This is a genomic window from Acetobacter sp. DsW_54 (assembly GCF_002153575.1).
GTDB lineage: Bacteria > Pseudomonadota > Alphaproteobacteria > Acetobacterales > Acetobacteraceae > Acetobacter > Acetobacter fabarum.
In genome coordinates this window covers 1-23,812 of record NZ_JOPD01000017.1, presented here as the reverse complement: position 1 = coordinate 23,812, position 23,812 = coordinate 1, and the positions used below count along the sequence as shown (strand labels likewise).

The 23,812-nt window shown below is 60.8% G+C and carries 23 protein-coding genes and 1 pseudogene; 10 read left to right on the top strand and 14 right to left on the bottom strand.

All coding sequences use genetic code 11. From position 1 onward, the window contains the following. Positions 1 to 95: 95 nt before the first annotated feature. The 11 genes from aldA to HK20_RS08075 all read right to left on the bottom strand — a co-directional run bounded on the left by aldA (position 96) and on the right by HK20_RS08075 (position 10,213). A complete protein-coding gene (gene aldA, locus HK20_RS08125) occupies positions 96 to 1,541 on the bottom strand; it encodes an aldehyde dehydrogenase (protein WP_086646576.1) in 1,446 nt (481 codons plus the stop codon). Positions 1,542 to 1,640: 99 nt separating this feature from the next. Beyond that, positions 1,641 to 2,504 (bottom strand): LysR family transcriptional regulator, encoded by an 864-nt coding sequence (locus HK20_RS08120; protein WP_086646575.1) that lies wholly within the window; start codon positions 2,502 to 2,504, stop codon positions 1,641 to 1,643. A gap of 13 nt (positions 2,505 to 2,517) precedes the next feature. Beyond that, positions 2,518 to 3,354 (bottom strand): aldo/keto reductase, encoded by an 837-nt coding sequence (locus HK20_RS08115; RefSeq protein WP_086646574.1) that lies wholly within the window; start codon positions 3,352 to 3,354, stop codon positions 2,518 to 2,520. Positions 3,355 to 3,520: 166 nt separating this feature from the next. Next, the gene (locus HK20_RS08110) at positions 3,521 to 4,120 is read right to left on the bottom strand and encodes a methylamine utilization protein MauD (protein ID WP_086646667.1); all 600 of its coding nucleotides are present in this window, start codon (positions 4,118 to 4,120) and stop codon (positions 3,521 to 3,523) included. 45 nt (positions 4,121 to 4,165) lie between these two features. Continuing rightward, complete coding sequence (locus tag HK20_RS08105; RefSeq protein WP_086646573.1) at positions 4,166 to 5,527, bottom strand: outer membrane beta-barrel protein; 1,362 nt, start codon at positions 5,525 to 5,527, stop codon at positions 4,166 to 4,168. A gap of 195 nt (positions 5,528 to 5,722) precedes the next feature. Continuing rightward, positions 5,723 to 6,214 carry a cystathionine beta-lyase gene (locus tag HK20_RS08100; protein WP_233129134.1) on the bottom strand — a complete coding sequence of 164 codons (492 nt, stop codon included), beginning with the start codon at positions 6,212 to 6,214 and terminating at the stop codon, positions 5,723 to 5,725. An 8-nt stretch (positions 6,215 to 6,222) separates the two neighbouring features. Next, a complete protein-coding gene (gene mauA, locus HK20_RS08095) occupies positions 6,223 to 6,813 on the bottom strand; it encodes a methylamine dehydrogenase (amicyanin) small subunit (RefSeq protein WP_086646666.1) in 591 nt (196 codons plus the stop codon). Next, entirely contained in the window at positions 6,800 to 7,405 is a 606-nt protein-coding gene (locus HK20_RS08090; RefSeq protein WP_158093044.1) for a redoxin family protein, read from the bottom strand. The genes mauA and HK20_RS08090 overlap by 14 nt, the downstream gene beginning before the upstream one ends. Next, entirely contained in the window at positions 7,402 to 7,992 is a 591-nt protein-coding gene (locus HK20_RS08085; RefSeq protein WP_086646571.1) for a MauE/DoxX family redox-associated membrane protein, read from the bottom strand. Before HK20_RS08085 ends, HK20_RS08090 begins: the two co-directional genes overlap by 4 nt. Then, positions 7,989 to 9,185, bottom strand: a complete 1,197-nt coding sequence (locus tag HK20_RS08080; protein ID WP_086646570.1) for an amine dehydrogenase large subunit — start codon at positions 9,183 to 9,185, stop codon at positions 7,989 to 7,991. The genes HK20_RS08085 and HK20_RS08080 overlap by 4 nt, the downstream gene beginning before the upstream one ends. A gap of 140 nt (positions 9,186 to 9,325) precedes the next feature. After that, positions 9,326 to 10,213, bottom strand: coding sequence for a LysR family transcriptional regulator (locus tag HK20_RS08075; protein WP_086646569.1), 888 nt, complete (start codon positions 10,211 to 10,213; stop codon positions 9,326 to 9,328). A gap of 61 nt (positions 10,214 to 10,274) precedes the next feature. On the opposite strand from HK20_RS08075, the gene HK20_RS08070 reads away from it, so the two are divergent. From HK20_RS08070 to HK20_RS08055, 4 genes are all read left to right on the top strand, one after another. Then, on the top strand, positions 10,275 to 10,760 hold the full coding sequence (locus HK20_RS08070; protein ID WP_233129133.1) for a PACE efflux transporter: 486 nt from the start codon (positions 10,275 to 10,277) through the stop codon (positions 10,758 to 10,760). Positions 10,761 to 10,907: 147 nt separating this feature from the next. Further along, complete coding sequence (locus HK20_RS08065; RefSeq protein WP_086646664.1) at positions 10,908 to 11,144, top strand: bacterioferritin-associated ferredoxin; 237 nt, start codon at positions 10,908 to 10,910, stop codon at positions 11,142 to 11,144. Positions 11,145 to 11,220: 76 nt separating this feature from the next. Then, positions 11,221 to 12,183 (top strand): NAD(P)H-dependent glycerol-3-phosphate dehydrogenase, encoded by a 963-nt coding sequence (locus HK20_RS08060; protein WP_086646568.1) that lies wholly within the window; start codon positions 11,221 to 11,223, stop codon positions 12,181 to 12,183. A 195-nt stretch (positions 12,184 to 12,378) separates the two neighbouring features. Continuing rightward, on the top strand, positions 12,379 to 12,912 hold the full coding sequence (locus HK20_RS08055; RefSeq protein ID WP_086646663.1) for a Dps family protein: 534 nt from the start codon (positions 12,379 to 12,381) through the stop codon (positions 12,910 to 12,912). Positions 12,913 to 13,021: 109 nt separating this feature from the next. Here HK20_RS08055 and HK20_RS08050 read toward each other — a convergent pair whose 3' ends face one another. Both HK20_RS08050 and HK20_RS08045 read right to left on the bottom strand, forming a co-directional pair. Next, complete coding sequence (locus HK20_RS08050) at positions 13,022 to 14,653, bottom strand: bifunctional aspartate transaminase/aspartate 4-decarboxylase (RefSeq protein WP_086646567.1); 1,632 nt, start codon at positions 14,651 to 14,653, stop codon at positions 13,022 to 13,024. A gap of 134 nt (positions 14,654 to 14,787) precedes the next feature. Further along, complete coding sequence (locus HK20_RS08045) at positions 14,788 to 15,984, bottom strand: AI-2E family transporter (protein ID WP_086646662.1); 1,197 nt, start codon at positions 15,982 to 15,984, stop codon at positions 14,788 to 14,790. 228 nt (positions 15,985 to 16,212) lie between these two features. Here HK20_RS08045 and HK20_RS08040 point away from each other — a divergent pair, with 228 nt between their 5' ends. After that, positions 16,213 to 16,974, top strand: a complete 762-nt coding sequence (locus HK20_RS08040; RefSeq protein WP_086646566.1) for a TetR/AcrR family transcriptional regulator — start codon at positions 16,213 to 16,215, stop codon at positions 16,972 to 16,974. Positions 16,975 to 17,013: 39 nt separating this feature from the next. Here HK20_RS08040 and msrB read toward each other — a convergent pair whose 3' ends face one another. Next, positions 17,014 to 17,424: a peptide-methionine (R)-S-oxide reductase MsrB gene (gene msrB / locus HK20_RS08035; protein WP_086646565.1), complete on the bottom strand. Its 411-nt coding sequence runs from the start codon at positions 17,422 to 17,424 to the stop codon at positions 17,014 to 17,016. Between the two features lie 298 nt (positions 17,425 to 17,722). Between msrB and HK20_RS08030 the strand changes: the two genes are divergently transcribed. The 5 genes and pseudogenes from HK20_RS08030 to HK20_RS08010 form a co-directional block, all read left to right on the top strand. Continuing rightward, positions 17,723 to 19,219, top strand: coding sequence for a sodium:solute symporter (locus HK20_RS08030; protein WP_086646564.1), 1,497 nt, complete (start codon positions 17,723 to 17,725; stop codon positions 19,217 to 19,219). After that, a complete protein-coding gene (locus HK20_RS08025; RefSeq protein ID WP_086646563.1) occupies positions 19,216 to 20,196 on the top strand; it encodes an N-acetylmuramic acid 6-phosphate etherase in 981 nt (326 codons plus the stop codon). Before HK20_RS08030 ends, HK20_RS08025 begins: the two co-directional genes overlap by 4 nt. Further along, complete coding sequence (locus HK20_RS08020; RefSeq protein WP_086646562.1) at positions 20,196 to 21,212, top strand: N-acetylglucosamine kinase; 1,017 nt, start codon at positions 20,196 to 20,198, stop codon at positions 21,210 to 21,212. Before HK20_RS08025 ends, HK20_RS08020 begins: the two co-directional genes overlap by 1 nt. Then, positions 21,209 to 23,470 carry a beta-N-acetylhexosaminidase gene (locus HK20_RS08015; RefSeq protein ID WP_233129131.1) on the top strand — a complete coding sequence of 754 codons (2,262 nt, stop codon included), beginning with the start codon at positions 21,209 to 21,211 and terminating at the stop codon, positions 23,468 to 23,470. The genes HK20_RS08020 and HK20_RS08015 overlap by 4 nt, the downstream gene beginning before the upstream one ends. Positions 23,471 to 23,562: 92 nt before the next feature. Next, a pseudogene (locus HK20_RS08010) lies at positions 23,563 to 23,812 on the top strand (transposase); the annotation flags it as partial.

Sequence of the window (23,812 nt, the reverse complement as noted above, 5' to 3'; positions counted from 1 at the left end):
ACAGGGCTTATACAAAACAGACAAAAAGGCTGCGGAGCCAGAATGCTCCGCAGCCTTTTGTTTTAACCCCCAAGCCCCGTGCTTACGGGTGGCATTCAGGCGTTCAGGTAGATGGTTTTGGTCTGCACATAGGCTTCCAGCCCATGCTGCCCGTCTTCCCCACCAAGGCCACTGTTCTTGTAGCCGTGGTGGAAGCCCTGCGGTTCTTCCCCCGCGCCACGGTTGACGTATATTTCGCCAAACTCCAGTTCACGCGTCATGCGCAGCACCCGGCCCAGATCCTTGGTAAACAGATAAGCCGACAGACCGTACTGGCTATCATTTGCCAGTGTGAGGGCTTCATCAAAATCCCGCACCTTGAGCAGGGACAGTACTGGGCCAAACACCTCGTTTTGCACAATATCCATACCATGCCGCACATTGGTCAGCAGGGTGGGTGCATAATAGGTGCCGTGGTCATAGGCTGGTCCACTCAGGCGGTGGCCACCCAGCTCCAGCGTGGCACCCTGTGCAATGGCTTTTTGCACCATGGCATCCACTTTTTCCAGCTCCGCCAGACTGACCTTTGGCCCCATATCGGTATCATCCTGCATGGGGTCACCTACTTTCAGCTTTTCCACGCGTGCACGCAGGCTTTTTGCAAACTGGTCATACACGGCCTCGTGCACGTAGGTCCGCTCGTTGGCGGTGCAGACCTGCCCGCCGTTAAAGAAGCGCGCACTCACCGCAGCATCTACCGCTGCGTCTATGTCCGCATCTTCCATAACAATAAACGGAGCTTTACCCCCCAGTTCCAGCCGGACTTCCTTCAGATGTTCGGCAGCGGCCGCCATGATCTTTTTGCCCGCAGGGGTGGAGCCGGTCATGGTAATCAGCGGCACGTCCTTGTGGGCCACCAGTGGCACACCCACATCCGGGCCATCCCCTGTTACAATGTTCAGCACACCGGCAGGCAGCCCTGCTTCCTGCGCCAGAGAGGCCAGCGCCAGAGCCGAGAGCGGGCTTAGCTCATGCGGTTTAACAACAATGGTATTCCCCGCAGCCAGTGCCGGGCCGATTTTGCGCGCACACAGGGCCAGCGGAAAGTTCCATGCGGCAATCCCCCCCACAACACCGTGGGGCACACGGTCGATCAGGATTTTTTCTCCCTCACGTTCACCGGGAATAATTTCGCCTTGCAGGCGGCGGGTATTTTCAGCCGCAAAACGCAAAAGCCCTGCGGCAAAATCCACCTCCACCCGTGCTTCTGCAATGGGTTTTCCCATTTCGGAGGTAATGGTGGTGGCGAGTTTTTCCTTGTCACGCACCAGCAGGTTCATCAGGGCGTACAGGTAATCGGCCCGGGCGGAGGCTGTTTTGGCACTCCACGGACCAAAAGCCTTGCGCGCGGCTGCCACGGCCTTGTCCACATCTGCAGTATTACCTTTGGCTGCGGCTGCCAGTGCCACGCCATTGGCCGGGTTTTTAATGGTTACGTAATGGCCGGAGCTAGGCTGAACCCACTGACCGTTGATGAACTGATCATGTTTTTTCAAAGACATTTCCAATAGTCTCCTTACCGTCTGGGTATGATTATTGGGCATGGCACACCACTTTAAAAGTGATGATATGTGAGCCAAAGGCTCACAAAAAATGAACACCTATTCCGCTGGGGTGCCCAGATAGTCCACAAACCACATAAGCAGCGGGGTTACGCCATCACGCCGCCATACGCTGTACACCGGGGCTTCTGGCAGGTCTGGCGGGGTCATGGCATGCAGCCCGTGCGCGTGGGCTGCGGGCAACATCACATCGGGGCAGCAGCACACCCCAAGCCCTGCGCGCACGCAGGCAAAAATAACGTGGTAGGATTCAATGGTCTGCACACGCCTTGGTACAACACCGTTCTTTTGCATCCACGCCTCGAACACACTGCGATAAAAACAGTCCGAGTTGAACAGAAGAACATCCGTGTTCGCCCAGTCTATCTCACCGGGTGATGCAATCTGTGCAGGCGCCACAAGGCGCAGGCATTCCGTAAAAACCAGCCGGCTTTCCAGCAGAGGGTGCTGGATTGGGCCATCGGTCAGGGCCAGATCCACTGCGCGTTCCATCAGCATCTGTTCCAGCGTGTAGCTCGCGCGCTTGAGCACGGTCAGCTCCACATCCGGGAATGTCTGCATGAAGGATGGCAGGCACTGGGGCAGAAAATGCTGTAACGCTACATCCAGCGCCCCCAGCCGGAGCACACCGCGCGGCACATCGGGTTTAAAAAAATGTTCAAGGGCTGAGGCTTTTTGCACAACCTCACGCGCCTGCGCGTAAAATGCCCGGCCAGATGGTGTTTCAACCAGCCGCCCTTTTTCACGCAGGAACAGGGGCTGGCCAACACTCTGCTCCAGCTCCCGCAGCCGGGCCGTTACGTTGGAAGCAACACAGTTCAGGCGGCGGGAGGCAGCCACAACCGAGCCTGCCTCCATAACCTCGCAGAAAAACCTGAGCTGTGCGAGTTTGAGGCTATCCACGCCCCAGCCGCCCTTAAAACTCCTCGTACGTCGCGGGGTCCTGCCCAAAGGAGCGCCCATCGGGGCGGGCCAGAGTGGCAATGTCCTTCATGTCCTGTTCCGTCAGTTCAAAATCGAACACGGACATGTTCTCCACCTGCCGCTCACGGTGCGATGCCTTGGGGATCGGCACGGAACCAACCTGCACATGCCAGCGCAGCACAATCTGTGCCGGGGTTTTGCCCAGCCGTTTGGCAATGCCGGCTATCAGCTCATCAGACAGGATTTTGCCACCCCGGCCAATCGGGCTCCAGCCTTCGGTCACAATACCGTGCTTCTGGTGGTAGGCCCGCATATCGTCCTGTGGGAAGTAGGGCGAAAGCTCGATCTGGTTGATGGTGGGCAGCACGCCTGTTTCGGCATGCAGCTTGTCCAGATGTTCGGCCAGAAAGTTGCATACGGCAATAGAGCGCACATAACCGCGCTTTTGTGCCTCGATCAGCGCCTGCCATGCCTCCACATACAAACCCTGCTTGGGGTTGGGCCAGTGGATGAAATACAGGTCGTAATAATCCAGACCGGCACGGTAGAGGGATTCCTCAATGCAGGTCAGGGCTTCATCATATTTCTGGTGGCGGCCGGGCAGTTTGGACGCAATGCTCAGTTCCTCGCGCGCACGCCCGCTTTTACGCACGGCCTCGCCCACGGCCCCTTCGTTTTCGTAATTAAAAGCGCTGTCCAGCGCACGGTAGCCAACATCAAGCGCACTGAGCATGCCCTGCACGCCTGCTGCACCGTTTAATTTGTATGTACCAAAAGCTATAAGTGGAAAGCTCCGGCCATCGTTCAGGGTTAGTTCAGGAATGCTCACGCCTGCGTTCTCCTTGAGTATGGATGGACCCCGCACAGTCCCCCGCACGGATTAACCTCAACGCTTCTGTGTGCATGAAGGTTCCGCCATTCACAAGGCAGGAACAGGCAGGCCGGGTACGCATGGTAAGCAGGCACACGACAAAAGGCCGTGTGCCAGCCCCCCCCTACGCGCTGGTGCGGGCTGCTTTACGGTTATGGGCGATATAGGCCTGCACCGTGCCAAACCCGCTCTCCCACGCATTGAGCAGGCTTTCCAGATGTTCACGGTTGTTCACCAGCCCGCGTGCGATCAGCACCCCCTGCTGGTCAAGCAGGAAGGCAGCTGGCAGCTTGTCCACTTCCAGCGCACGGCCCAGAGCGGGGTCGTTTATAAACAGGGCCGGTGGTGTGGCGGTCTGCTGTGCAAAAAGGGTTTGTGCGGCTGGGTTATCATCCCCCGCCAGAACCAGTTCCAGCTGCTCCTTGGCGCAAAAGCTGCGTGCAATGGGTATGACCTTGCGCGAGATCGGGCAGGTAGCCGACACAAACAGCAGCAGGCGGGGCATGGCCCCACCGGCCAGCCCCATGGCCTGCCCATCCAGCGTTACAAAGGAGCCTGCGGGGGCCATGTCCCCCGGCTGGGGGCCGCGTGCGTTTGTCAGGGCACCTACGGGCGCGATTTCCTGAAAAAGCCTGCGCAGCCTGAGCACCATGCGATACGCCACAAAAAATGCGGCACACAGCAGCAGGCTCAACATGGCGTTTGCAAGAACAAGAGCCTGCAGGCCTGCCTGTGTCATACCTGCTCCTTCCCGGCCTGTACCGGCGTATCAGTAAGACCAGATGGCATCGCAGCTGAACCAGAACATGTTGTTGGTGCCGTTATTGGCAAAATTGACGTTCGGATCATCCGTGGGGGAAACACGGTTGAACGGACGGGTGCCATTGAGCGACTTGTCCAGCCGCACTTCGGGGCGGAGAGAAAAACTGCCGCGTGGCAGTTTGAGGAACTCCGGCCGGTAGGTCACGCCCACGGTCAGCTCCCCATACGTGGTGCCCGGTGCCTGATCGTAGGGGTAGCTCCGCCCGCGCAGTTCGTTCACGTAGGACATGGTGGAGGTGTTGGCACCTACAACCTGCCCGTTATTGTCCCGGAAGATTTCACCTCGTGCGTTAAAGGTCAACGAGGGGGAGAAATCATGCGCAAAATAGGTGGTCACGCCATACACGTCATCCTGCAAATAGTCGTCATGGTAATAGGTACCATTGAGCGTGATGGACGTGGTGTCGTTCAGTTTGTACGTAGCCAGAATATCGCCAACATATTCCATTTTCTGGTTGGCTACATTGCCAATGGCATACACGCTCTGCTGCGGACCAAGGTAGGCAATGGCCGCCACATCCAGATTGCCGTCAGCAAGGCCTGTAAGCTGCACGCCAAAATAGCCTTTGGGCCGCTTGTTGTTTTTGGCACCGCCAAACGTGGTGGAGTTACCCGCATTAACACCCAGAACCCATGCAACAGTGTCGGTCATATGCCATGTGGCCAGCACACCCACGGTTTCAAATGGTACAATGTAATCGGATGAATAGTTATAGGAATAAAAGGGGCGTTCCAGTGCGTCCGTGCCCTCAAAACCCTGAATACCGTATTGCTGGCCAATCTGCAGGTCTATGCCGCCCTTGCTCAGCCAGGGGAGATGCGCATCAATATGGGCCTGTGTTGGCGCCCACTGGTACATACCTGTCAGGTTGCCATCGCCCATGCCAATGGTCGGGTTAAAGCGGGCGTCCGAACCGTACAGCACTTCGAACACAAACCCGATGCCATAGCCCCCGCCAATGTCGGTCGTGGGGTGGGAGAGTGTGCCCGTAATCTGGTTCAGTGTAGCCGTGTTGGCGCGGTCCACGTAGGACTGTGCCCAGTTCCGGCCTGTGTGGGTCCACGGGTTGCCGTTTACGCCGGCTTCGACCACAAGGTGGCCTTCCAGATCATCAAACCATGTATGGTTCTTGGAGGTTTTAAGATTAACCTCTTCCTTGTCCGCCTGTGCTTTTTCCGCAGGGGTTTCTTCCAGCACCAGAGGGCGGGCGGAATCACCGGGAATTATTTTTTCCTGCGCCATGGCGGGCAGTGCCGCCAGTTGCATGGTTAGCCACATCCCAACGGGCAAAGGGCGGCGAAGAAACATACTTTTTTTGCTCCACAGATCAGAACCAAATTATTCAGTAAAACCCGCCGGGCGGGTGAGTATGACAGTTTGCACCGGATACAGGCTGGATAAGGCGTGACCAAAAGTCACTTTAAGTTTTCATGTCACCCGCCAGACCTGCCCCAAGCTGCGCCTGCTCCTTGTTGCCGCACCGCCACAAGGAGCACGCCGCACTCACCCTTTGCCGGGTGTATGCGCGCAGGCCGCAAGCGAACGTTCGAGCACATGCGCACGCAGGCTCATGAAGTCCGGCCCCGAGAGCGGGTGCGCACGCCATGTGTGCACTTCCGCTGCCGTATAGGGCTTAAAGTTGGGCGGCGTGCTGGTCCCACCCAGTGTGATCAGCACAAAGTTCATGACATCCGCCAGAGTCTGGTCATCGCGGATCAGGGACATGGACACACCTGGCACACGCACCAGATAAGACCGCCCCTCCTCCGTGCAGGCAAAACTGCCTACCGTGTTACGCAGCATGGGCACAAAGGTCGGGCCGGATATGCCCTCAATCCCGTGGCACCCACCACAATGCGAAACATAAACAGACTGCGTATGGCTCAGGGTTGTCGCACCCGGCACGGCATCTGGCACCGCATGGGCACGCGCGGTGCCGGCCATAATGGCCAGCACCGCAACGCAGGCAGGCAGAACACAACGCAACAACGCCATGCGCATGCTCAGGAAGCTTTCCCGATCACGGCGGCGGTGGAGCAGTTGTACATTTCCGACGTACCCGTGCCGAAGCACCAGATGATGTCGTTATTGGCCATGGGGCGGTAGGAGGGCTGGTCCCCGTCCGTGCCAAGGCAGGTCACTTCGTTACACGAATCCTGACCACAGCAGTCACGGTAGGCAATCATGTAGGAATTACCATCCTGCGGGTTGTAGCAGCTCCCGATCCATGATGTGGGGGACGGAGCCGTACCGGGCGGGCAGCTATGAACCCCACCACCGCAGGACGTGCACAGGTTGCCGTCAATGGCGCAATAACGCCAGTAATCGCACGCATTGGCATCCTTGACCTGTGCCTTGGTGCCAAAAGGCGTTGGCGCCTTGGAAGCAGCCTTGCCCGCAGCAGGCGTTGCTGCCGAAGCACGGCTGACCGGCAGCAGCGGGAACAGCGGCACGGCAGCTGCAAGCCCGCCCAGACGGGCCACCACACCACGGCGGGACGTACGCCCCGCAAAGCGGCGCAGCACGGATTCGGTCATACGGTCGAACAGGGAGACATCCTGTTCCGTTTTTTGAGTGTGTTCAGAAGGCAACATGCGCATTCGCTCCTGTATCGGCTGGCGCTGCGGAGTGTGTGGGGGCCACGCCATCCAACACCCCTTCAATCTGCCGCCGCGTATTAACTAGGTCTTTGGCCAGTATGGTGCCGCGCTCATCAAGCAGTACCACCGCTGGCATACGGTTGATTTGAAGAACCAGAGCCAGTTCAACCCCGGTTATAAGTGGAACACCCTGCATTTCTGGCCGGGCCAGCTGCATGGCTTTAAGTTCGGGTTCGGGGCCGTCCCCTACAAACACAAGGTCCAGCCCACGCTCGGCAGCAATCTGGCGCGCAATGGGGGAGACGCGCTTGCACACGGGGCACTCCGCCGCCACAAACAGCAAAAGCTGCCTGCGACCTGCGGGAAGAACATCCCCTACGGTAAAGGGCTGGCCATCCAGCGTATGCAGGATCAGGCGCGGGACCACCTGCCCCACGTCCAGACCGGGCTTGACCTCCTGGTTACCCAGCGGTGCCAGCCGCTCGTGCAGCACACCAATCTGGCGGGCCAGTGCAACCAGCACAACGGCCAGCACAAGCACCAGAACAACCAGAACAGCCTGCCAGAGGCACAACAGCATAATCATGCGCCATGCTCCTGCATGCCGGACCCGGGCACATGCACCGGTGGCAATACCTGCATGGCCTGCCACAGCAGATACAGGCACACGCCCCCTACAACACCCTGCCCCCACAGTACGGGAGCAACCCCATACCCAAAGGCAAGGCCCATGCAGGGCACAAGAGCCAGCACGGCACAGGCCACAGTGCGCAGCACAACTGCCCAGGAGAGCTTTTGACCAGCCACCCCCGGCGTGCACCCACACGACAGGTCCGTACGGCCGCGCAGCACATTCACGCCCATGGCGCAGGCAAACACGACCAGCAGCACCGCCGCAGCCATGCTGCCAACACCTGCCCCGATACCGGAAAACAGCAAAGCAGCGACCCCGATTTCGGCTACAGCCAGTGCCCAGGCCGCACTTTCGTACGACCATGCGGGCAACAGGCGGTAAGCAGCAAGTGTGCCCAAAAACGTGTCATGCGCACGCAGTTTGGCAATACCGGCCACCATAAACAGGGCGCCAATACCACCTGCACACAAAGCCGCTACCAGTTGCCCTGTCTCAACGCACCATACGGGTGCCAGAAAGGGCGAAGCCTGCAGGCTCATCCTTCACCCGGCGCAACCGTGAAAATCAAAGACGTACCAAGCCCTTTCATGGTCCGCAGCAGCTTGCCGGTGCGGGCGTCGGAGATAAAGAAGTTGCCATCTTCATCCGCAGTAAACATCAGCGGGCTTGCGTCCTGCGTCACGCCGACCATGGTGCTGGCCACCTTGAGCGGCATACGGCGGATACGCTTGTGCGTGTCCGTGTTGTACACCCAGACTTCGGTCCCGGAATCCTTGTGGGTCCAGAACGTGCCACGGTGCATGAGCACATACAGCTCGTGCGTATCTTTATGCAGGGCGGACATCTGCCACCCACCCGGACGCCAGGTGACTTCAAACGGTGCCGTAGCATCGGACCCGGGCTTGAGACCGGCCCCTTCCTGCAAGGACCATGCAGGCTGCACAACACTGTTGGCAGACAGGGTGGTTGGGTAAACCTTGCCGCTATAGCTGATGAAATACGTAGAACCGTCTTTGGCGACACTGGGGCTCTGTTCAAAAATGCCGTCTTTGTCGGGCTCAAAGAACGCAGCGCTGTGGGTTACACTGGCCTTGCCATCTGCCTCGACACTGACATTGCTCAGAGTACCATCACCACACAGGGAGGAAAAACCGGCATTACCCCACGCGTATGCAAGGGCGCAGCCGGGAATTTCCACCGTATGGGTAACTTTGTGTTCCTTTGTGTCCACCACCTGCACCGCGTTGGCGGGGCTCATCTGGTACACATAAACCCGTGCGCCATCGGCGCTGATGGCCATGTCGTTCCGCTTGGGGGTCACCAGTGCGCGGGACGGCAGTTTTTCATCCGCAGTCAGCTTGAGTGTCTGGGAATCGTATTCGGCCAGAAGGTCGTTCCGTGCGCCACGGTTGCCGCGCTCCCATGTGGTTTCACCCACATAAAAGTGGCTGGCATCGGGGCTGAGCACCATGTTGGGGTTGTAGGCAGCCTGCACCATACCCAGCAATACGCCACGGTCGGCGTCCACCACATCAACACGGCCATCCTTGTTATGGGTGTAAACCGCGTCTTCCACCAAAATGGTGTGGGGGCTGTAAGGTTTTAGGGTGACCACGTCGCTCTGCTCGGTTTGCAGGACGGGTTCGGCGGCCTGAACGGTGGCTGCTGAAAAAAAGGCCGCACTGCCAAGAAGCAGGCCAAGCCATGATTTGCGGGGGCTAAGAAGGGACATGCAGACCTGTTTTTCTCTCGTTTTCCTTCAGGATTTTCGTATCATAGTCGTTACTGTTGCCTTTTCAACACAAAAATTGCACACATATGTCAACAACCTGACACGACCGGGAACCGACCGCGGAAATCCGGTGGTCGATTTTAAAAATTCCCTTCTTTTTTAAAAAATCGTTGCAAAAGCCACCGCGCGGCAACCCCGTGGGAACCCTTGGCGTGCCAGACCACGGCAAGGGGCACCAGACGGTTGCCTGCATCAAATTGTTGCTCCAGCACCACAATGTCCGGTGCGGCGGGCGATGCCGCCAGAACATGGTCGGATACAAAGGCCCAGCCTATGCCGTGGCGCACCAGTTCCAGAATGACCCAGTGGCTTTCTACCCACCAGACTTCCCCCGCCAGCCGCAGGTAATGCCGCTCGCGCTCCTGCCCACGGGCCGCAACCAGAATCTGGCGGTAGCGTTTAAGCTCCTCCCACGCTACGGGGCCACCCTGTGCCAGCGGGTGGTTGCGCCCGCACACCAGCTTGAGCGGCACCCGCCCGATGGTGCGGAAGGCAAGTTCGGGCGGCATGCGGTGCTGCTGCCACATAACCCCAAGCTGGGCGGCACCATCACGCACCAACTGGCCGACATCCTCCATGAGTGGAAACAGGATTTCCATTTCCACATGCGGAAAAACCTGTGCAAATTCCGCAAAAACCGGGCCAAGGGCATGCTCGGGGTATAGTTCGTCTATGGCGACAACCAGCTTGTTCTCCACCCCGCTTTCCAGCGAGCGGGCAACGCCAATCAGGTGTTCACGCCGTTCCAGCACCACGCGGGCCTCACGCAGCAGGCGCTCGCCATCCACGCTCAGTACGGGGGTGCGCCCTGTGCGCACAAACAGGACAACCCCAAGGTCCACCTCCAGGTTGGCCACATGCGTACTAATAGCCGACTGGGCGCGCCCCAGCGCACGCGCCGCCGCGGAAAAAGACCCCGCATCCACCGTGGCCACAAAGGCTTCAAGCTGTTCGAGAGAAACGTTCATCCATCTGTTTTTCCGATAGGTTCCATCTTTTCTTTCCTATCAGGCTCGATAGATTGCCGCCATGTCAACTTACTCTTCCAGCCAGCCCCCGGCCATGCGCGCGGCAGGGCTACCCGCACCTCCTGTGGTTCCCATGCGTTCGGGCATGGACCGCCTGCGCCATGTTCTGCTGTTCGAGCTTATTGCGCTCTCCATTACCATTCCGGCTGGTAGCGCCCTGTTTGGCCTGCACGAATCCGCCATGGGCGTTATTGGCCTTGGCAGCGCCATAACCGCCATGGTGTGGAACTACCTGTACAACCTGATTTTTGACCGGGTGATGACCCATCTTTACCGCACCACGCACAAAACCATGCGTGGGCGGCTGGTGCATACCCTACTGTTCGAGGCCGGGTTGCAGGTGGCCCTTGTGCCGGGGATTGCCCTGTACACCCATGCCCCGCTGATGGAGACGTTCTCGCTCTCCCTCTCCCTTGCCCTGTTTTATCTGGTGTACGCTTTTGTCTTCAACATGGCGTATGACCGGGCCTTCCCCCTCCCGCACTAGCCCGCCCTTTGTGGCAGCACGGCAGGGGCACGGCCCCCTGCAATCACTTTTTGGGGCAAATGAGGAGTGCAGCGCACGGAAAGTATTGCGACTAATTCTCATTTATGGTTGAGTGAGGTCAGACTCGTAACCATGAGGTGCAAAGTAATGGTTGTCTGCTCCTGCAACCTACTGACTCATAAAGATGTTGAAGCCGCCGTGGCCGATGGCGCAAACCACCCGCGTGAGATTTATGCCGCCCGCGGGTGCAAGGCCCAGTGCGGCAACTGCGTTAAAGGCGTTGTATGCCTGCTGCGCGAAGCCAAAATGAGGCACATGCAGCAGGCTGAACTAGCCGCCCACGCCGCCCGCCAGCAGAGCGTGGCCATGGCTGCTTCTGCCTGAGCACACGCCAGCCGGGCTTATTCCTGCCCTTTTACCCCGCTTGCACACTCCTCTGGCTTCTGGCACCGATGCAGGCATGAGCGATCCTGTTTTTGTACTTGGCGGCGGTGCCTGGGGCACTGCACTGGCCCTGCATGCTGCCCGCACCGGAGCACAGGTGCACCTGTGGGCACGCAACGCGCAAACCCTGCCCAATGGGGCCATGCCGCGCCTGCCGGACTACCCGCTCCCCCCTACCGTTCACCCCTGCTCCGCATTGCCACCAGTTACGCCGCGCTGCGTGCTGGTTGCCGTGCCCACGCAGTATCTGGCCTCTGTTCTGCCCCTGCTGCCCACTGGTGTTGCCGCCATTTTGTGCTGCAAGGGCATAGAACGCCAGACACTGGCTTTTCCGCTGGATATTCTCGCGCGGGAGCGGGCAGATGTCCCCGGCGCTGTGCTGTGCGGCCCCAATTTTGCGCGCGAGATTGCAGCAGGCCTGCCCGCAGCCGCCGTACTGGCGGCCCCGGACGCCGCACGCGCGCAAAGCCTGAGCACCCTGCTTTCCACCCCCCTGTTCCGCCTTTACGCCAGCACGGACTGTGTGGGGGTGCAGCTTGGGGCGGCAGCCAAAAATGTAATTGCCGTAGCCTCGGGCGTGACCATAGGCGCAGGTCTGGGCGAAAACGCACGCGCAGCCCTGATTACCCGCGGACTGGCCGAAATAACCCGGCTGGCCACAGCCCTTGGCGGGCAGGCGTCAACGCTGGCGGGCCTTGCGGGGCTGGGGGATCTGCTCCTGACCTGCACGGGTGCATCCTCGCGCAATTATCAGATGGGGCTTGCCCTTGGGCAGGGGATGAACACGCAAACCGCCCTGAACAGCCTGCCCGGCGTGGCCGAAGGGGTAACAACGGCAGCCGCCCTGCAAAGCCTTGCCCGCACCCATGGGGTGGAAACCCCCATAACCGACTGCATTGCTGCCTTTATGGAAGGGCAGATCACCCTGCAACAGGCCACCCACAACCTGCTCAGCCGCCCGCTTAAAAGCGAGGTTTAGCCGCCCGACCTGCGCACAGGCTGTAGCAGACTACGCTCTGGCAATACGCGCACCCCGTTTTGTCACGTTCGTGTGAGGGGTGGAGTCTTTGCCCGCATGGGGTTGTATCTGCCCATGCACTTTCCACGTTGGATGCAGCGGTGGGGGAACACCCCGCACCGCAGACTGACATTTATTGGAAAGGCTGGCATTCCCATGACCAAACCCAATGCTTCAGAACGTCACATCAAGGAATATCTTGGCACGCCCACAGACCTGAAGGCCGAAAAGGTCAAGGCTGTGGCCGCAGGTCTGGCCGAGGTTCTGGCGGATGTGTTCGCCCTTTACATCAAAACCAAGAACTTCCACTGGCATATGAGTGGCCGCCACTTCCGCGATTACCACCTGCTACTGGACGAGCAGAGCCAGCAGATTTTTGCCATGACCGACCCTCTGGCCGAGCGCGCACGCAAGATTGGCGGCACCACGCTGCACTCCGTTGGGGAAATCAGCCGCAAAACGGCCATTCTGGATAACGATGCCCTGTACGTCACCCCCGAGGACATGCTGGCCGAACTGCGCGAAGACAATCTGACCCTGACCAAACGCCTGCGCGCGGTGCATGAAATCTGTGATGATGCCCACGACGTTGCCACCGCCAGCCTGCTGGAAAACTGGATTGATGAAACAGAGCGCCGCACATGGTTCCTGTTTGAAACCACCCGCCCGGTTTTTGGCAAAAATGACTGACGGCCGCAGGGGCTAGCGCCCCCACGCAACCAGCCCCGCGCAGGTCATGCGGGGCAATACCGGGCAGGCTGGAGCAGGGCTTACCCCCTACCCCGGCCTTTGCCCGGCTTTAGTGTGCCGCAGGTGCGGGGGCTACGGCCTTAACCCCTTTTTCCGCGCAGTAGCGGGCATAATATTCATCCGCCATGCGCCGCAGGGCCGTACCTATGGCTGCATACTGGTACTCGTTCAGATTGGCGAGCGAGGCCCGGGCCGATGGGCGTTTAACGGCAAAGCCATCACCGGGCAGCAGCACCACGCCTGTTTCTTCCGCAATGCGGAACAGGATGGTCTGGTAGTCCACCTTGGTCATCAACCACCGGGCAAAGCGGCGGCCATAAAGCTGCGTGACCACATTGGCCAGATCAATCAGCGTATAATAGTGGGTGCTACCATCATCATCCGGCGCTTTTACGCCCAGATCGCGGTACAGGGCCAGTTCGCGCCGGTGTAGCAGGCGTTTGAGCGCATTTTTATATGCATCCCGCCCATCCATAAGAGCAAACAGGGCAAACAGCACCATCTGCACCTGCTGGGGGGTGGACAGGCCCGCCGTGTGGTTAAGGGCCACTGTGCGGCTATCGGCCACCAGCCGGTCAATAAACTTCAGGCCACGCACGTCGGGGGTGAGCGAGGCGTAACGCTTGTCCAGCTCCTGTTTTTCGGCTTCGGGCAGGGCTGCTAGTGCGTGATCCAGCACGTTGTTCTGGTGCATGGCCACAACACCAAGCCGCCAGCCCGTGGAACCGAAATACTTGGAGAAGGAATAAACCAGCACCGTGTTGTACGGGCAAATGGCGTAAATGGACCGGAAATCATCGGCAAAAGTGCCGTACACATCATCGGTGACAATAATCAGGTCCGGGCGTTTTTTAACAATTTCGGCAATGCGGGCAAGCCCTGCATCGCTCATACGGACCGATGGCGGGTTGCTGGGGTTAACCACCAGAAAAATCTTGACCGAGGGATCAAGCAGTTTATCCAGTTCCTCTGGCGGGTACTGCCACCCGGCCTCGGGGTCGGCATTAATGGCCACTTCCTGCAACTGGTAGTCCCGCAGTTCCGGGATTTCCACGTACGGGGTAAAGACTGGCATGCCAATGGCGGCCTTGTCCCCCGGCCGGATCAGCCCGTTCTCCCGCAGGGAGGCAAAAATATAGCTGATAGCAGCCGTCCCCCCTTCCAGCGCAAACAGGTCTGTCGTGCTTTCGGGCATGGTGCCGCCTGCCATTTCGTGCAGCAGGTAGTGGCGCACCACCTGCTCGGCATAGCGGAGCATGCGGGGGGGGGTCGGGTAGTCACACCCCAGAATGCCCGCCGTGGCTTCGAGCAGGAACGCATCGGCTGGCAGGCCCATCTGATCACGCACATAGGACAGGGCACGACGCAGGAAGGCCACGCCGGGCACATCCTTGTTGGCTGCCAGAAATGCCTCAAACCGGGCTTCTATCCCTGCACGGCGGGGCATACCCCCCACCCCTTCGGCCATATAGGAGAAGGTGAGCGCAGAATCGGCTGCGGCAAACATGCCAAGCTGAAAAAAGCCCTGCCGGGGCAGGGTCGCCAGAAAGTTGGGGTTGCCGCGCCCTGCATCCAGCATGGCCCGCTGTGCCCGCCCCGAGGCCAGCCGGATAAGCTGGTCCTTGAGTTCAAACGGGCTGAGGTGCCGGTATTTCTGAAAGTCGTCGGCTGGGCTGGACATCCCGTGCTTCCTTCAAGCGGATATTCTTGTTGTGAGGAATGTGCATGCACACAAGCGGGAAAACCACCCCCAAAAACGCAGATCGTGCCTGTTTTGTCCTGTTTTTTACCCTTTTATGCCAAAAATGCGCTCTGTCAGACCTGTTCTTCCTCCGGCAGGGGGGCGGTCAGGTGGTCGATCACCGCCAGCAGCACGGCAGTAATGGGGGAGGCAAAAGCAAAGCCCCACATCCCCAGAAAAGCGCCAAATATGGTCTGGGAAAGAATGGTCAGCGCAGGCGGCATACTGACCGCCCTTTTCTGAATGAAGGGGGACATCACATACCCTTCAAACGCCTGAATAAAGGCATACAGCCCCGCCACCATAAGGGCTTCACGCGGGCTGATGGACAGGGCGATCAGCAAGGCAGGCACTGCCCCGATAAACGTACCCAGATAGGGAATGAAGTTGGCCGTACCCGCAACCAGCCCAAGCGGGAAAGCAAGCGGCATACCCAGCAGGGACAGGCCAACCCATGTCAGCACGCCCACAACGGTCATATCCAGCAGCTGCCCCGCAACCCAGGCAGAGAGCACATGGGCTGTTGTGCGGATCAGCTCACGCGCGGTGCCACGGTAGCGCGTGGGTACCAGCCGCAGCAGGCCATTGGCATACAGGTGGGGGGAGAGCGCAAAATACACCCCCGCAATCACAATAACCACCAGCGTACCTGCCGACCCGAAGGTGGAGGTCAGCACGTTGGTCATGGAGCCTGCAAAATCTATTCCGCCAGCTCCCTCCGACCCAAGGGGGCCGGATGTCTGGTTGCCACCAAAAAAGCGGGGAATGTGGTTGAGCACCGAATGCCCGATCGGGTTTTTGTCCAGTGCGGCATGCAGGGCATCGCGCTCATGGGTCAGGGCCGCATACAGGTGAGAAAGCTGTGTGACCAGCTCGGGGCCGGACACATGCACAACAAACGAAACACCCCCCACAAGCCCGGCAAGGAACAGCACAACCGCCACCCACTGCCGCATGGGCAGCACCCGGCAGATCAACCGCGCGGCACCATGCAGGACCACCGCCACAAGGGCTGCGGCAAACACCACCATAACCACGGCCCCACCCGCATAAATGAACAGCCCCACACACAGGGCCGCCACCACGGCAATGGCAAGCTGGTAAAAGCGGCGCAGAATACGCCCCAGCTTTTGCACGTTCAGGGCCAGAACGGCTATCTGCTCCGCGCTGGCGGTTCCTGCCGCATCTGCCATGGGGGTGGGGGGCAACCCTTTATACGCACTGGTCTGGCCGGGCTGGTCTGGTGCGGGAGCCTGTTCGCCCTCAAGCATCTGCTGTTCCACTGGGGTTATTTCCTGACATGATCGTGCGCCACATGGTATGTGTGCTTTGTGTGTGGCGGAAAAGAGCTGCCGCAACACCCCCTTTTCTTGCAACACATTCTTGCGTCGCACGGAAAGACCTCGAAATAAAAACACGACACGGGTATAAAACCGCCACATTGCAGATGTGTTTCCCTACCCCTTCCCCTACACCAGCTAACACAAAGCGGATAATCGTTGTCTGAGCCCCCAGCCCCCCGTTCACCCAAAGGTTACCTGAGCAAGGCCCTTACCTTTGCCACCCGTCCTCTGGACATGGCAAACCCTTGCCTGCAGGGGCGTAAACGGCGCTGTGGGCGACCCACGACCGATGTTACGGAAGACCTTGACCAGTATCTGCTGGAAATAGCGGCGGGCCTGTTTGTGCAGCATGGCTACGCGGGCACCTCCATTGACCAGATCGCCCGCAAGGCGTGCGCCAGCAAACAGACAATCTACCGCCGCTATTCCTCCAAGGAAGCGCTGTTCATAGCAGTGGTCACCAACCTGACCGGCTCGGTACTGCGGGCCATGGAACAGACTCCCCTGACCAACCCGCTGGAGGAACTGCGCCACATCAGCCGCCTGATGCTGGATTTGACCCTCCGCCCCGATGCGCTGGGCACGTACCGGATTCTCATAGCCGACGGGCACCGCCACCCATCCCTGCAACAGCAGGCGGTGGCGGCCATTGGCCAGCCTTTCCATAATAATTTTGTACGCCTGCTCAAAGCGGCGGAGCAGAAAGGCCAGATCAACCCCGGCCATGCCACGGATACCACGGCCCGCCTGCTGACCGGCATGGTTACCGGCTGGCCAATGGAAGACAGCCTTTTTGGCCTTGATCCGCTCAAGACCGAGGAAGAGCGCGATGCTTTTTTTAACGAGGCATGGTCTTTTTTCCTCAACGCCGTAGGGGGGAGGCAGACTGCCCCGGCCCCGCAGCAGGTTCCGGGCTGAGCACACACCTGTGCGCCCCGCCACACCGGGGCTGTATGTTTACCCGGCGCTGCCCGTAATACTGGGGCGGAAGTCCAGCGCAAGCCCGTTCATGCAGTAACGCAGCCCGGTCGGGGGTGGCCCGTCGTTAAAGACATGGCCCAGATGGCCCTCGCACTGCGCGCAGTGGGCTTCCTCCCTGACCATGCCGTGGCTTGTATCACGCCGGGTGGCAACGCCCTGCGGCTCTGCCGCCCAGAAGGATGGCCACCCGCTCCCGCTCTCATACTTGGTGGTGGAGGAAAACAGCAGCGTACCGCATGCCGCACAATGGTAGGTGCCGGGGCGTTTTTCCCCGTTCAGGGGGCTGGAACCGGGGTATTCCGTGCCATGACCGAGCAGAATCTGCTCCTGTTCGGGGGTCAGGGGGGCACGGGGGCCACACCCGCCAGAACTGCAACTGCTGGTCATAACGGTTCCTTTCTGCCTCCAACCGGTGCGGTGCACCAGCCACCCCGCACCGGGGCACTACCTGCTGCCCAGACTACCGCCCGCAAGCCTGCTGCGCCAAGCCCCCGGCCTGTCACACTCGGGCGAGCGCCTCCCCCGGGCCCGCACGCCACGCGGGGCACGGGAATAGAGGCTTGCTGCCCGCGCGGGCTGTTCCTAAAGTTCGTGTGCGCCATACCAGCCTTACCCCGCACACGGGCTGGCCCGCCCGGTATGGCGTTCCCCCAGCCCTGCCCCACGGCATGAACAGGACCACACCATGAGCCTTACCGATCTGCTGGTCATGCTGGCCTATCTGGCAGCCATGCCGGTTGTGGCCCTTATGCTGGCGGGTCGCCAGTCCTCCCCCACCGCGTACCTGGAAGGGCACAGGGACCTGCCATGGTGGGCGCTGTGCCTGTCCCTTGTTGCAACGGAAACCTCTACCCTGACCGTCATCAGCGTGCCGGGCATTGCCTATGGGTCGGGCATGGTTTTTGTGGGGCTGGCCCTTGGCTACCTTGTGGGCCGGGCCATTGTTGCGTGGTGGTTCCTACCCCTTTACCAGCAGGGGCATATGCTCAGCGCCTATGACTGGCTGGGCCAGCGCTTTGGCTCCACCATGCAGCGGCTAGCCTCCGCCACATTCCTGACCACCCGCCTGCTGGCAGAGGCCGTGCGCCTGTTTGCGGGCATGCTCCCTTTGGCCACCATGCTGGCAGCCCTGCACATACACCTGCCCCAGCCCATGCTGCTGGGGGGCATTATGCTGCTGACCCTGTTCTACACTGTTTGTGGCGGCCTGCGCGCAGTGGTTTGGTCAGACAGTATCCAGTTCGGTCTGTACCTGTTCGGGGCGACAGCCTGCGCGCTGCTGCTCTGGCATGGCGCGCCCGCGGGCACATGGCACAGCCTGCAACAGGCAGGACGGCTGCACCTGTTTGCCCATGGCGCCCCGTTGCTGAACAGCCCGTTTACACCCCTTGCCGCCCTTGCCGGAGGGGCTTTGCTCTCGGTTGCATCCCACGGTACCGACCAGCTGATGGTCCAGCGTGTGCTGGCCGCACGTAGCCTGCGGGATGCGCGGCTGGCCCTTATGGGCAGCGCGCTGGGGGTGGGTGTGCTGTTTGCCCTGCTCAGCCTGACGGGCGTACTGCTCTGGGCACGCAATGGCGGGCTCACACTTGCGCAGGCGGGCTATGCCAGCCCGGATGCCATTTTTCCTGCATATATTGTGCACGACCTGCCACCGGGCCTGCGCGGGCTTATGCTGGCGGGTATTCTGGCTGCCACCATGGGCTCACTCTCGGCTACGCTGTCGGCCATGACCGCCGCCAGCGTGGGGGATTTTGCCCCCCTGTGCGCGCGCGCCGCACGCAGGCTGCGCTGCTCCGCGCTGGGCTTTGCCCGGCTGGTTAGCGTGGTGTGGGCCTGCGCGCTGGTGGCATGTGCGGGGCTGTTTGCCCATGCCAGCCAGTCCGCCATTCTGCTTGGCCTGTCCATTGCCGCGTGCGGGTATGGCCCCATGCTGGGCACGTTTGTTGCGGGCATGGCCATGCCCCGTGTGCAGGCACGCACACTGGCACCGGCCTTTGCACTAAGCGTGCCGTGCATGGTCTGGGCCATGCTGGCCCTGCGCCCCAACGGGCACCCCCTTGCCTTTGCGTGGCTGATCGTACTGGGCGTGATTCTCCTATTCGGGCTAGCCGGCCTGCTCCATATCATGCACCTTAGTCCGTACCCCCTGCCCGCCCGCAACCGGAGGCCAAAATCATGACGACTCAACACACACCAAACCAGCCCCCCCGCACGGAAATGCAGGACCCGCGTTATGACGGACTGGACACATGGCCCACCGCCACCGTGCTGGAAAGCCTGCTGGAAAGCCAGCTCGCGGCCACGGCGGCAGTGCGCTCCGCTCTGGCGGACATGGAGGCTGCCATTGCACAGGCGGTGCCACGGCTGGAACGGGGCGGGCGGCTGTTTTACGTAGGGGCAGGCACATCGGGGCGGATTGGCTTGCAGGATGGTGTGGAACTGATCCCGACCTATGGCTGGCCGTCGGAGCGGCTGGTGCTGCTGCTGGCAGGTGGGGAGGCCGCCCTGTTCAGCCCCGTGGAGGGCGCTGAAGATGATGAGGACGAAGCCCAGCGCGCCATAACCAGCCACACCCCCACGGCTGATGATGTGGTGATCGGCATTGCCGCAAGCGGGAACACCCCCTACACCTGCGCAGCCCTTGCCAGCGCCCGCTTTTGCGGCAGCCTGACCATTGGCCTGTCCTGCACCCCCGCAGCCCGCCTGCTGGCCGAAACCGACATAGGCATCCTGACCGAAACCGGGCCGGAAGTCGTGGCAGGCTCCACCCGCATGAAGGCAGGCACTGCGCAGAAAATCTGCCTCAACCTGCTTTCCACCACACTCATGATCCGCCTTGGCCATACGTGGCGGGGGCATATGGTGGACATGCGCATTGTAAACACCAAGCTGGTGCACCGCGCACTGCGGATGATTACCCAGTTAACCGACTGCTCGGACACACAGGCACAGGCCGCCCTGCTCAAGGCAGATGGGTCCATCAAACTGGCCATACTGCTGCGTCAGGGGCTGGAACCCGCACAGGGGCGCATGCTGCTCCGCCTGTGCGACGGGCACCTGCGCCGGGCACTGGACCTGCTGGCCGTGCAGGCTGCACGTGGCGTAGGCCCCGCCGTCCATAACACCACACCCGCGCCCGAACAGATGCTGTATTAATGCCCCCGGCCCAGACCCTTCTTGCACTCGATGGCGGAGGCACCCATACCCGCGTTGCCCTGATCACGCGGGATGGTGGCCTGCTGGCCCACACCACCGGCCCCGGCTGCAACCCCTATGACCGGCCAGACTGGGCCGAACACCTGCATACCCTGCTGCGCGCACTCCCCCATAACGGCCTGTGCGCGGCCGTACTGGGCATGGCCGGGTATGACGGGGCGCGCCCTTCCTCCCACCAGCAGGTGGACGTTGCCCGCGCAGCCCTTGGGCCAGACATCCCGCTGGAACTGGAAAACGACGTGCAGACCGCCCACCGGGCTGCCTTTGCCGGAGGGGCGGGGGTTTTTGTGCTGGCAGGCACAGGCTCCGTAGCGCAGGCGCGCACGCAAGATGGGCACACCACCCGCGCAGGCGGCTGGGGCTGGCTGTTTGGGGATGAAGGAGGCGGCTACTGGATTGGCTGCCAGGCCCTTAACCACGCCGCCCGTTTTCTGGATGACCCCACAACACCCGTTGCGCCCTTTGCACGCGCCGTGCTGCATGCGCTGGAACTACCCGACCACGGCCCCAACGCCGCCGACGCCTTGCGCGAGTGGCTGCGCACCCGCCCCCACCCACGCTCTGCCGTTGGGGATGTGGCCCCCATAGTCCATGCACTGGCCCAGACGCATGACCCCCATGCTCTGGCCATACTGCATGCGGCGGCCGCACATCTGGCTGATCTGGCGCATACGGCCTGCCGCGGCCTTGTGCTGCCACCCCCTGCTGCACCCACCAGCCCTCCGGCTGAACAGCCCCTGAAAGGCCTGCCGTGGAGCTATGGCGGGAGTGTGATGACCAGCGCGGTCGTCCGTGTGCGGGTGAGCACACTGCTGGGCCAACCCGCAACCCCTCCCGCCCTGCCCCCACTGGGTGGCGCCGCCCTGCGTGCAGCCCAGCTGGCAGGCTGGGAGGTAGATGCGGCATGGGTGCACAGGCTTGCAACCTCACTTTCAGTGCAAAACACACAGCCATGATTGCTCACTTTTTCAAATCCATCCCAGCCAGAACACTACTCCTGTGTGGCCTTGCCCTGGCAGGGGGCACACCTTGTGTGACCATGGCGCAAAATGCGCTGGACACATCCCCCGGCACGCCCCAACTGGCTTTTGTGCGCAATAGCGTAAGCCTGCCGCTGGTCATGCCAGCACCGGCTGTTCTACAGGCATCGGGGGCTGCCTTTGCCTTACCCCAAAGCCTGACCCTGCACTGGAACAGCCCACCAACCCCGCTGTTGCTCCGGGCTGTAGAGCGGTTGCGTACCCGGCTTTGCATACTGGCAGGCAGGCCCATTATGTTCACTCAGGCCCCACCTCCACCGGGTGGGCTTGTGCTGAACATCAACACCCCCAAGGACATCACATTCCCCAGCCCCACCATGCGTGAGGGCTATACGCTGGATGTTGCCCCCACCGGCATAACCCTGAATGCACAAGGGGTGGCTGGAGTGCTGCATGGCCTGACCAGCCTAAGCCAGCTTGTTCGGCAGGAGCGCGATGGCCCCGTGCTGGCACAGGCCCATATTGAGGATACCCCGCGCTTTGTCTGGCGTGGGCTTATGCTGGATACCAGCAGGCACTTCATGCCCCTGCCCGACCTGCTGCGCCAGCTGGACGCCATGGAAATGGTCAAGCTGAACGTGCTGCACATCCACCTGTCCGATGGTGCCGCCTTCAGGGTGGAAAGCAGGGTTTTCCCGCGCCTGCACACACTTGGCAGCCATGGGCAGTATTACACGCAGGAACAGGTTCGCCAGCTTGTACGTGAGGCTGCGGACAGGGGTATCCGTGTGGTGCCCGAGTTTGATACACCCGGCCACAGCTACGCCATGCTGCTGGCATACCCGCGCTATGCCGCCAACGCCCCGCTCAACACCACCGACCGGGCCGAGATCAACCGCGCAGCTCTGGACCCCACCAACCCGGCCACACTCAGCTTTGTAAACGCCGTGTACGCAGAAATGGCGAGCCTGTTCCCCGACCCCGTTTTTCACATCGGGGGGGACGAGGTGGTGGCAAAACAATGGGCGCAATCCCCCCACATTGCCGCGTATATGAAGCAGCACCACATAGCCTCGGTTGCAGCCTTGCAGGCGGATTACACCCGCCACGTAGCCCACGCCCTGCGCCTGCGTGGCAAAACCGTTATGGGCTGGGATGAGGTACAGGAAGCCGATATTCCCCCTGACACCATTATAGAAAGCTGGCGCGGCCCCGCCCATACCGCACAGGCCACAGCCGCTGGCCATGACACGGTTATTTCCGGCCCCTATTATCTGGACCGCCTGCTCCCCGCGAGCGCTTACTACACCACAGACCCGCTGGACATGCGCAAGGATGCGGCAGAAGCACAGGCAGCAGCCCAGACCACCGGCCCCAACCCGCCCGACACCCCGCCAACACCCACCGCCACCCCGACAAAGGCGGAGGACGCCCCTCCACCACCCCTGAATGACGCACAAAAAGCCCATGTTCTGGGTGCGGAAGCCGCCTTGTGGACCGAGGTTGTCTCCCCCGACATGCTGGATGCGCGCATATGGCCACGGGCAGCAGCACTGGCCGAGCGGTTCTGGTCCGCGCCGGAACAGTGCGATGCCACAACCCTGTACCCCAGACTGGCCATTATGGCAGACCGGCTGGACCTGCTGGGGCTGGAGGCCCACGCCAACACCCAGCGCATGCTTGAGCGCCTTGCTCCGGGGGAAACTGAGCCAGCTGCCGTGCTGCTTCAGGCGGTCTCACCCGTGCGTAATTACGCCCATAATCATGAGTTTTTACAAATCCGGCATAAACAGACCGCCACCTTGCAACAGCTCGGCACCCCGGCGGATATTGCCAGCCCGGACAGTTTTGAGGCTGAAACCTTTAATGCCGAAGCCAAAGCCTTTATTGCGGGCCATACCGAACTGCGCCATGAGCTGGAAAATACACTCACCCGTTGGGCCGGTAACGACAGCGCCTTTGCCCGCGCAGCAGCCCATAACACGGGACTGACCCCGGCATTGGCGGCCTCGGCGCAACTGGCCGATCTGGCCCGTGCGGGGCTGGCCGCACTCGGCACCGGCCGCACACTAAACTGGCGCGAAAACGCCCGCACTGCACTGCTTGCCGCCAAAAAGGACATAGCGGCCTCGGCCAGTATTCATGTCGTGACCAATACCCCCCAGCCCGAAGGGGACCTGATCCAGCGGATCGTCCCCGGGGTGGAGGTTCTGCTTGATCCAACCATCCCCTAGGCTCAGGGTCCATTGATATAAGCGGCAGGATGTGATTCAGGCTCCTTGAGGAGACTGAAGGTGAGTGATCTGTATTGACTGCGGACGAGCAGATGGATCGTCCATAGCTTTTTCCCCGAAGAGCCATGACAAACCTCGCGTTGATGACCGGCGTGTTCTGAGCGGGGTCGTTTATGTCATCCGTAACGGTCTTCAGTGGAAAGACGCTCCGAAAGCGTATGGTCTGCACAAGACTTTGTATAATCGCTTCATCCGGTGGAGCCACCTGGGTGTCTTTGACAGGATATTTGTCGCCCTGACAGAACAGGCTGGCCGTTCGAAGCGTCTGATGATTGATGCAAC

What these genes read in the sequence shown, in the direction of transcription:
- aldA (WP_086646576.1), bottom strand. Translation starts at nt 1,541, where the DNA reads ATGTCTTTGAAAAAACATGATCAGTTCATCAACGGTCAGTGGGTTCAG.
- HK20_RS08105 (WP_086646573.1), bottom strand. Translation starts at nt 5,527, where the DNA reads ATGTTTCTTCGCCGCCCTTTGCCCGTTGGGATGTGGCTAACCATGCAA.
- HK20_RS08100 (WP_233129134.1), bottom strand. Translation starts at nt 6,214, where the DNA reads ATGGCGTTGTTGCGTTGTGTTCTGCCTGCCTGCGTTGCGGTGCTGGCC.
- mauA (WP_086646666.1), bottom strand. Translation starts at nt 6,813, where the DNA reads ATGTTGCCTTCTGAACACACTCAAAAAACGGAACAGGATGTCTCCCTG.
- HK20_RS08090 (WP_158093044.1), bottom strand. Translation starts at nt 7,405, where the DNA reads ATGATTATGCTGTTGTGCCTCTGGCAGGCTGTTCTGGTTGTTCTGGTG.
- HK20_RS08085 (WP_086646571.1), bottom strand. Translation starts at nt 7,992, where the DNA reads ATGAGCCTGCAGGCTTCGCCCTTTCTGGCACCCGTATGGTGCGTTGAG.
- HK20_RS08080 (WP_086646570.1), bottom strand. Translation starts at nt 9,185, where the DNA reads ATGTCCCTTCTTAGCCCCCGCAAATCATGGCTTGGCCTGCTTCTTGGC.
- HK20_RS08075 (WP_086646569.1), bottom strand. Translation starts at nt 10,213, where the DNA reads ATGAACGTTTCTCTCGAACAGCTTGAAGCCTTTGTGGCCACGGTGGAT.
- HK20_RS08070 (WP_233129133.1), top strand. Translation starts at nt 10,275, where the DNA reads ATGTCAACTTACTCTTCCAGCCAGCCCCCGGCCATGCGCGCGGCAGGG.
- HK20_RS08065 (WP_086646664.1), top strand. Translation starts at nt 10,908, where the DNA reads ATGGTTGTCTGCTCCTGCAACCTACTGACTCATAAAGATGTTGAAGCC.
- HK20_RS08060 (WP_086646568.1), top strand. Translation starts at nt 11,221, where the DNA reads ATGAGCGATCCTGTTTTTGTACTTGGCGGCGGTGCCTGGGGCACTGCA.
- HK20_RS08055 (WP_086646663.1), top strand. Translation starts at nt 12,379, where the DNA reads ATGACCAAACCCAATGCTTCAGAACGTCACATCAAGGAATATCTTGGC.
- HK20_RS08050 (WP_086646567.1), bottom strand. Translation starts at nt 14,653, where the DNA reads ATGTCCAGCCCAGCCGACGACTTTCAGAAATACCGGCACCTCAGCCCG.
- HK20_RS08045 (WP_086646662.1), bottom strand. Translation starts at nt 15,984, where the DNA reads ATGCTTGAGGGCGAACAGGCTCCCGCACCAGACCAGCCCGGCCAGACC.
- msrB (WP_086646565.1), bottom strand. Translation starts at nt 17,424, where the DNA reads ATGACCAGCAGTTGCAGTTCTGGCGGGTGTGGCCCCCGTGCCCCCCTG.
- HK20_RS08030 (WP_086646564.1), top strand. Translation starts at nt 17,723, where the DNA reads ATGAGCCTTACCGATCTGCTGGTCATGCTGGCCTATCTGGCAGCCATG.
- HK20_RS08025 (WP_086646563.1), top strand. Translation starts at nt 19,216, where the DNA reads ATGACGACTCAACACACACCAAACCAGCCCCCCCGCACGGAAATGCAG.
- HK20_RS08020 (WP_086646562.1), top strand. Translation starts at nt 20,196, where the DNA reads ATGCCCCCGGCCCAGACCCTTCTTGCACTCGATGGCGGAGGCACCCAT.
- HK20_RS08015 (WP_233129131.1), top strand. Translation starts at nt 21,209, where the DNA reads ATGATTGCTCACTTTTTCAAATCCATCCCAGCCAGAACACTACTCCTG.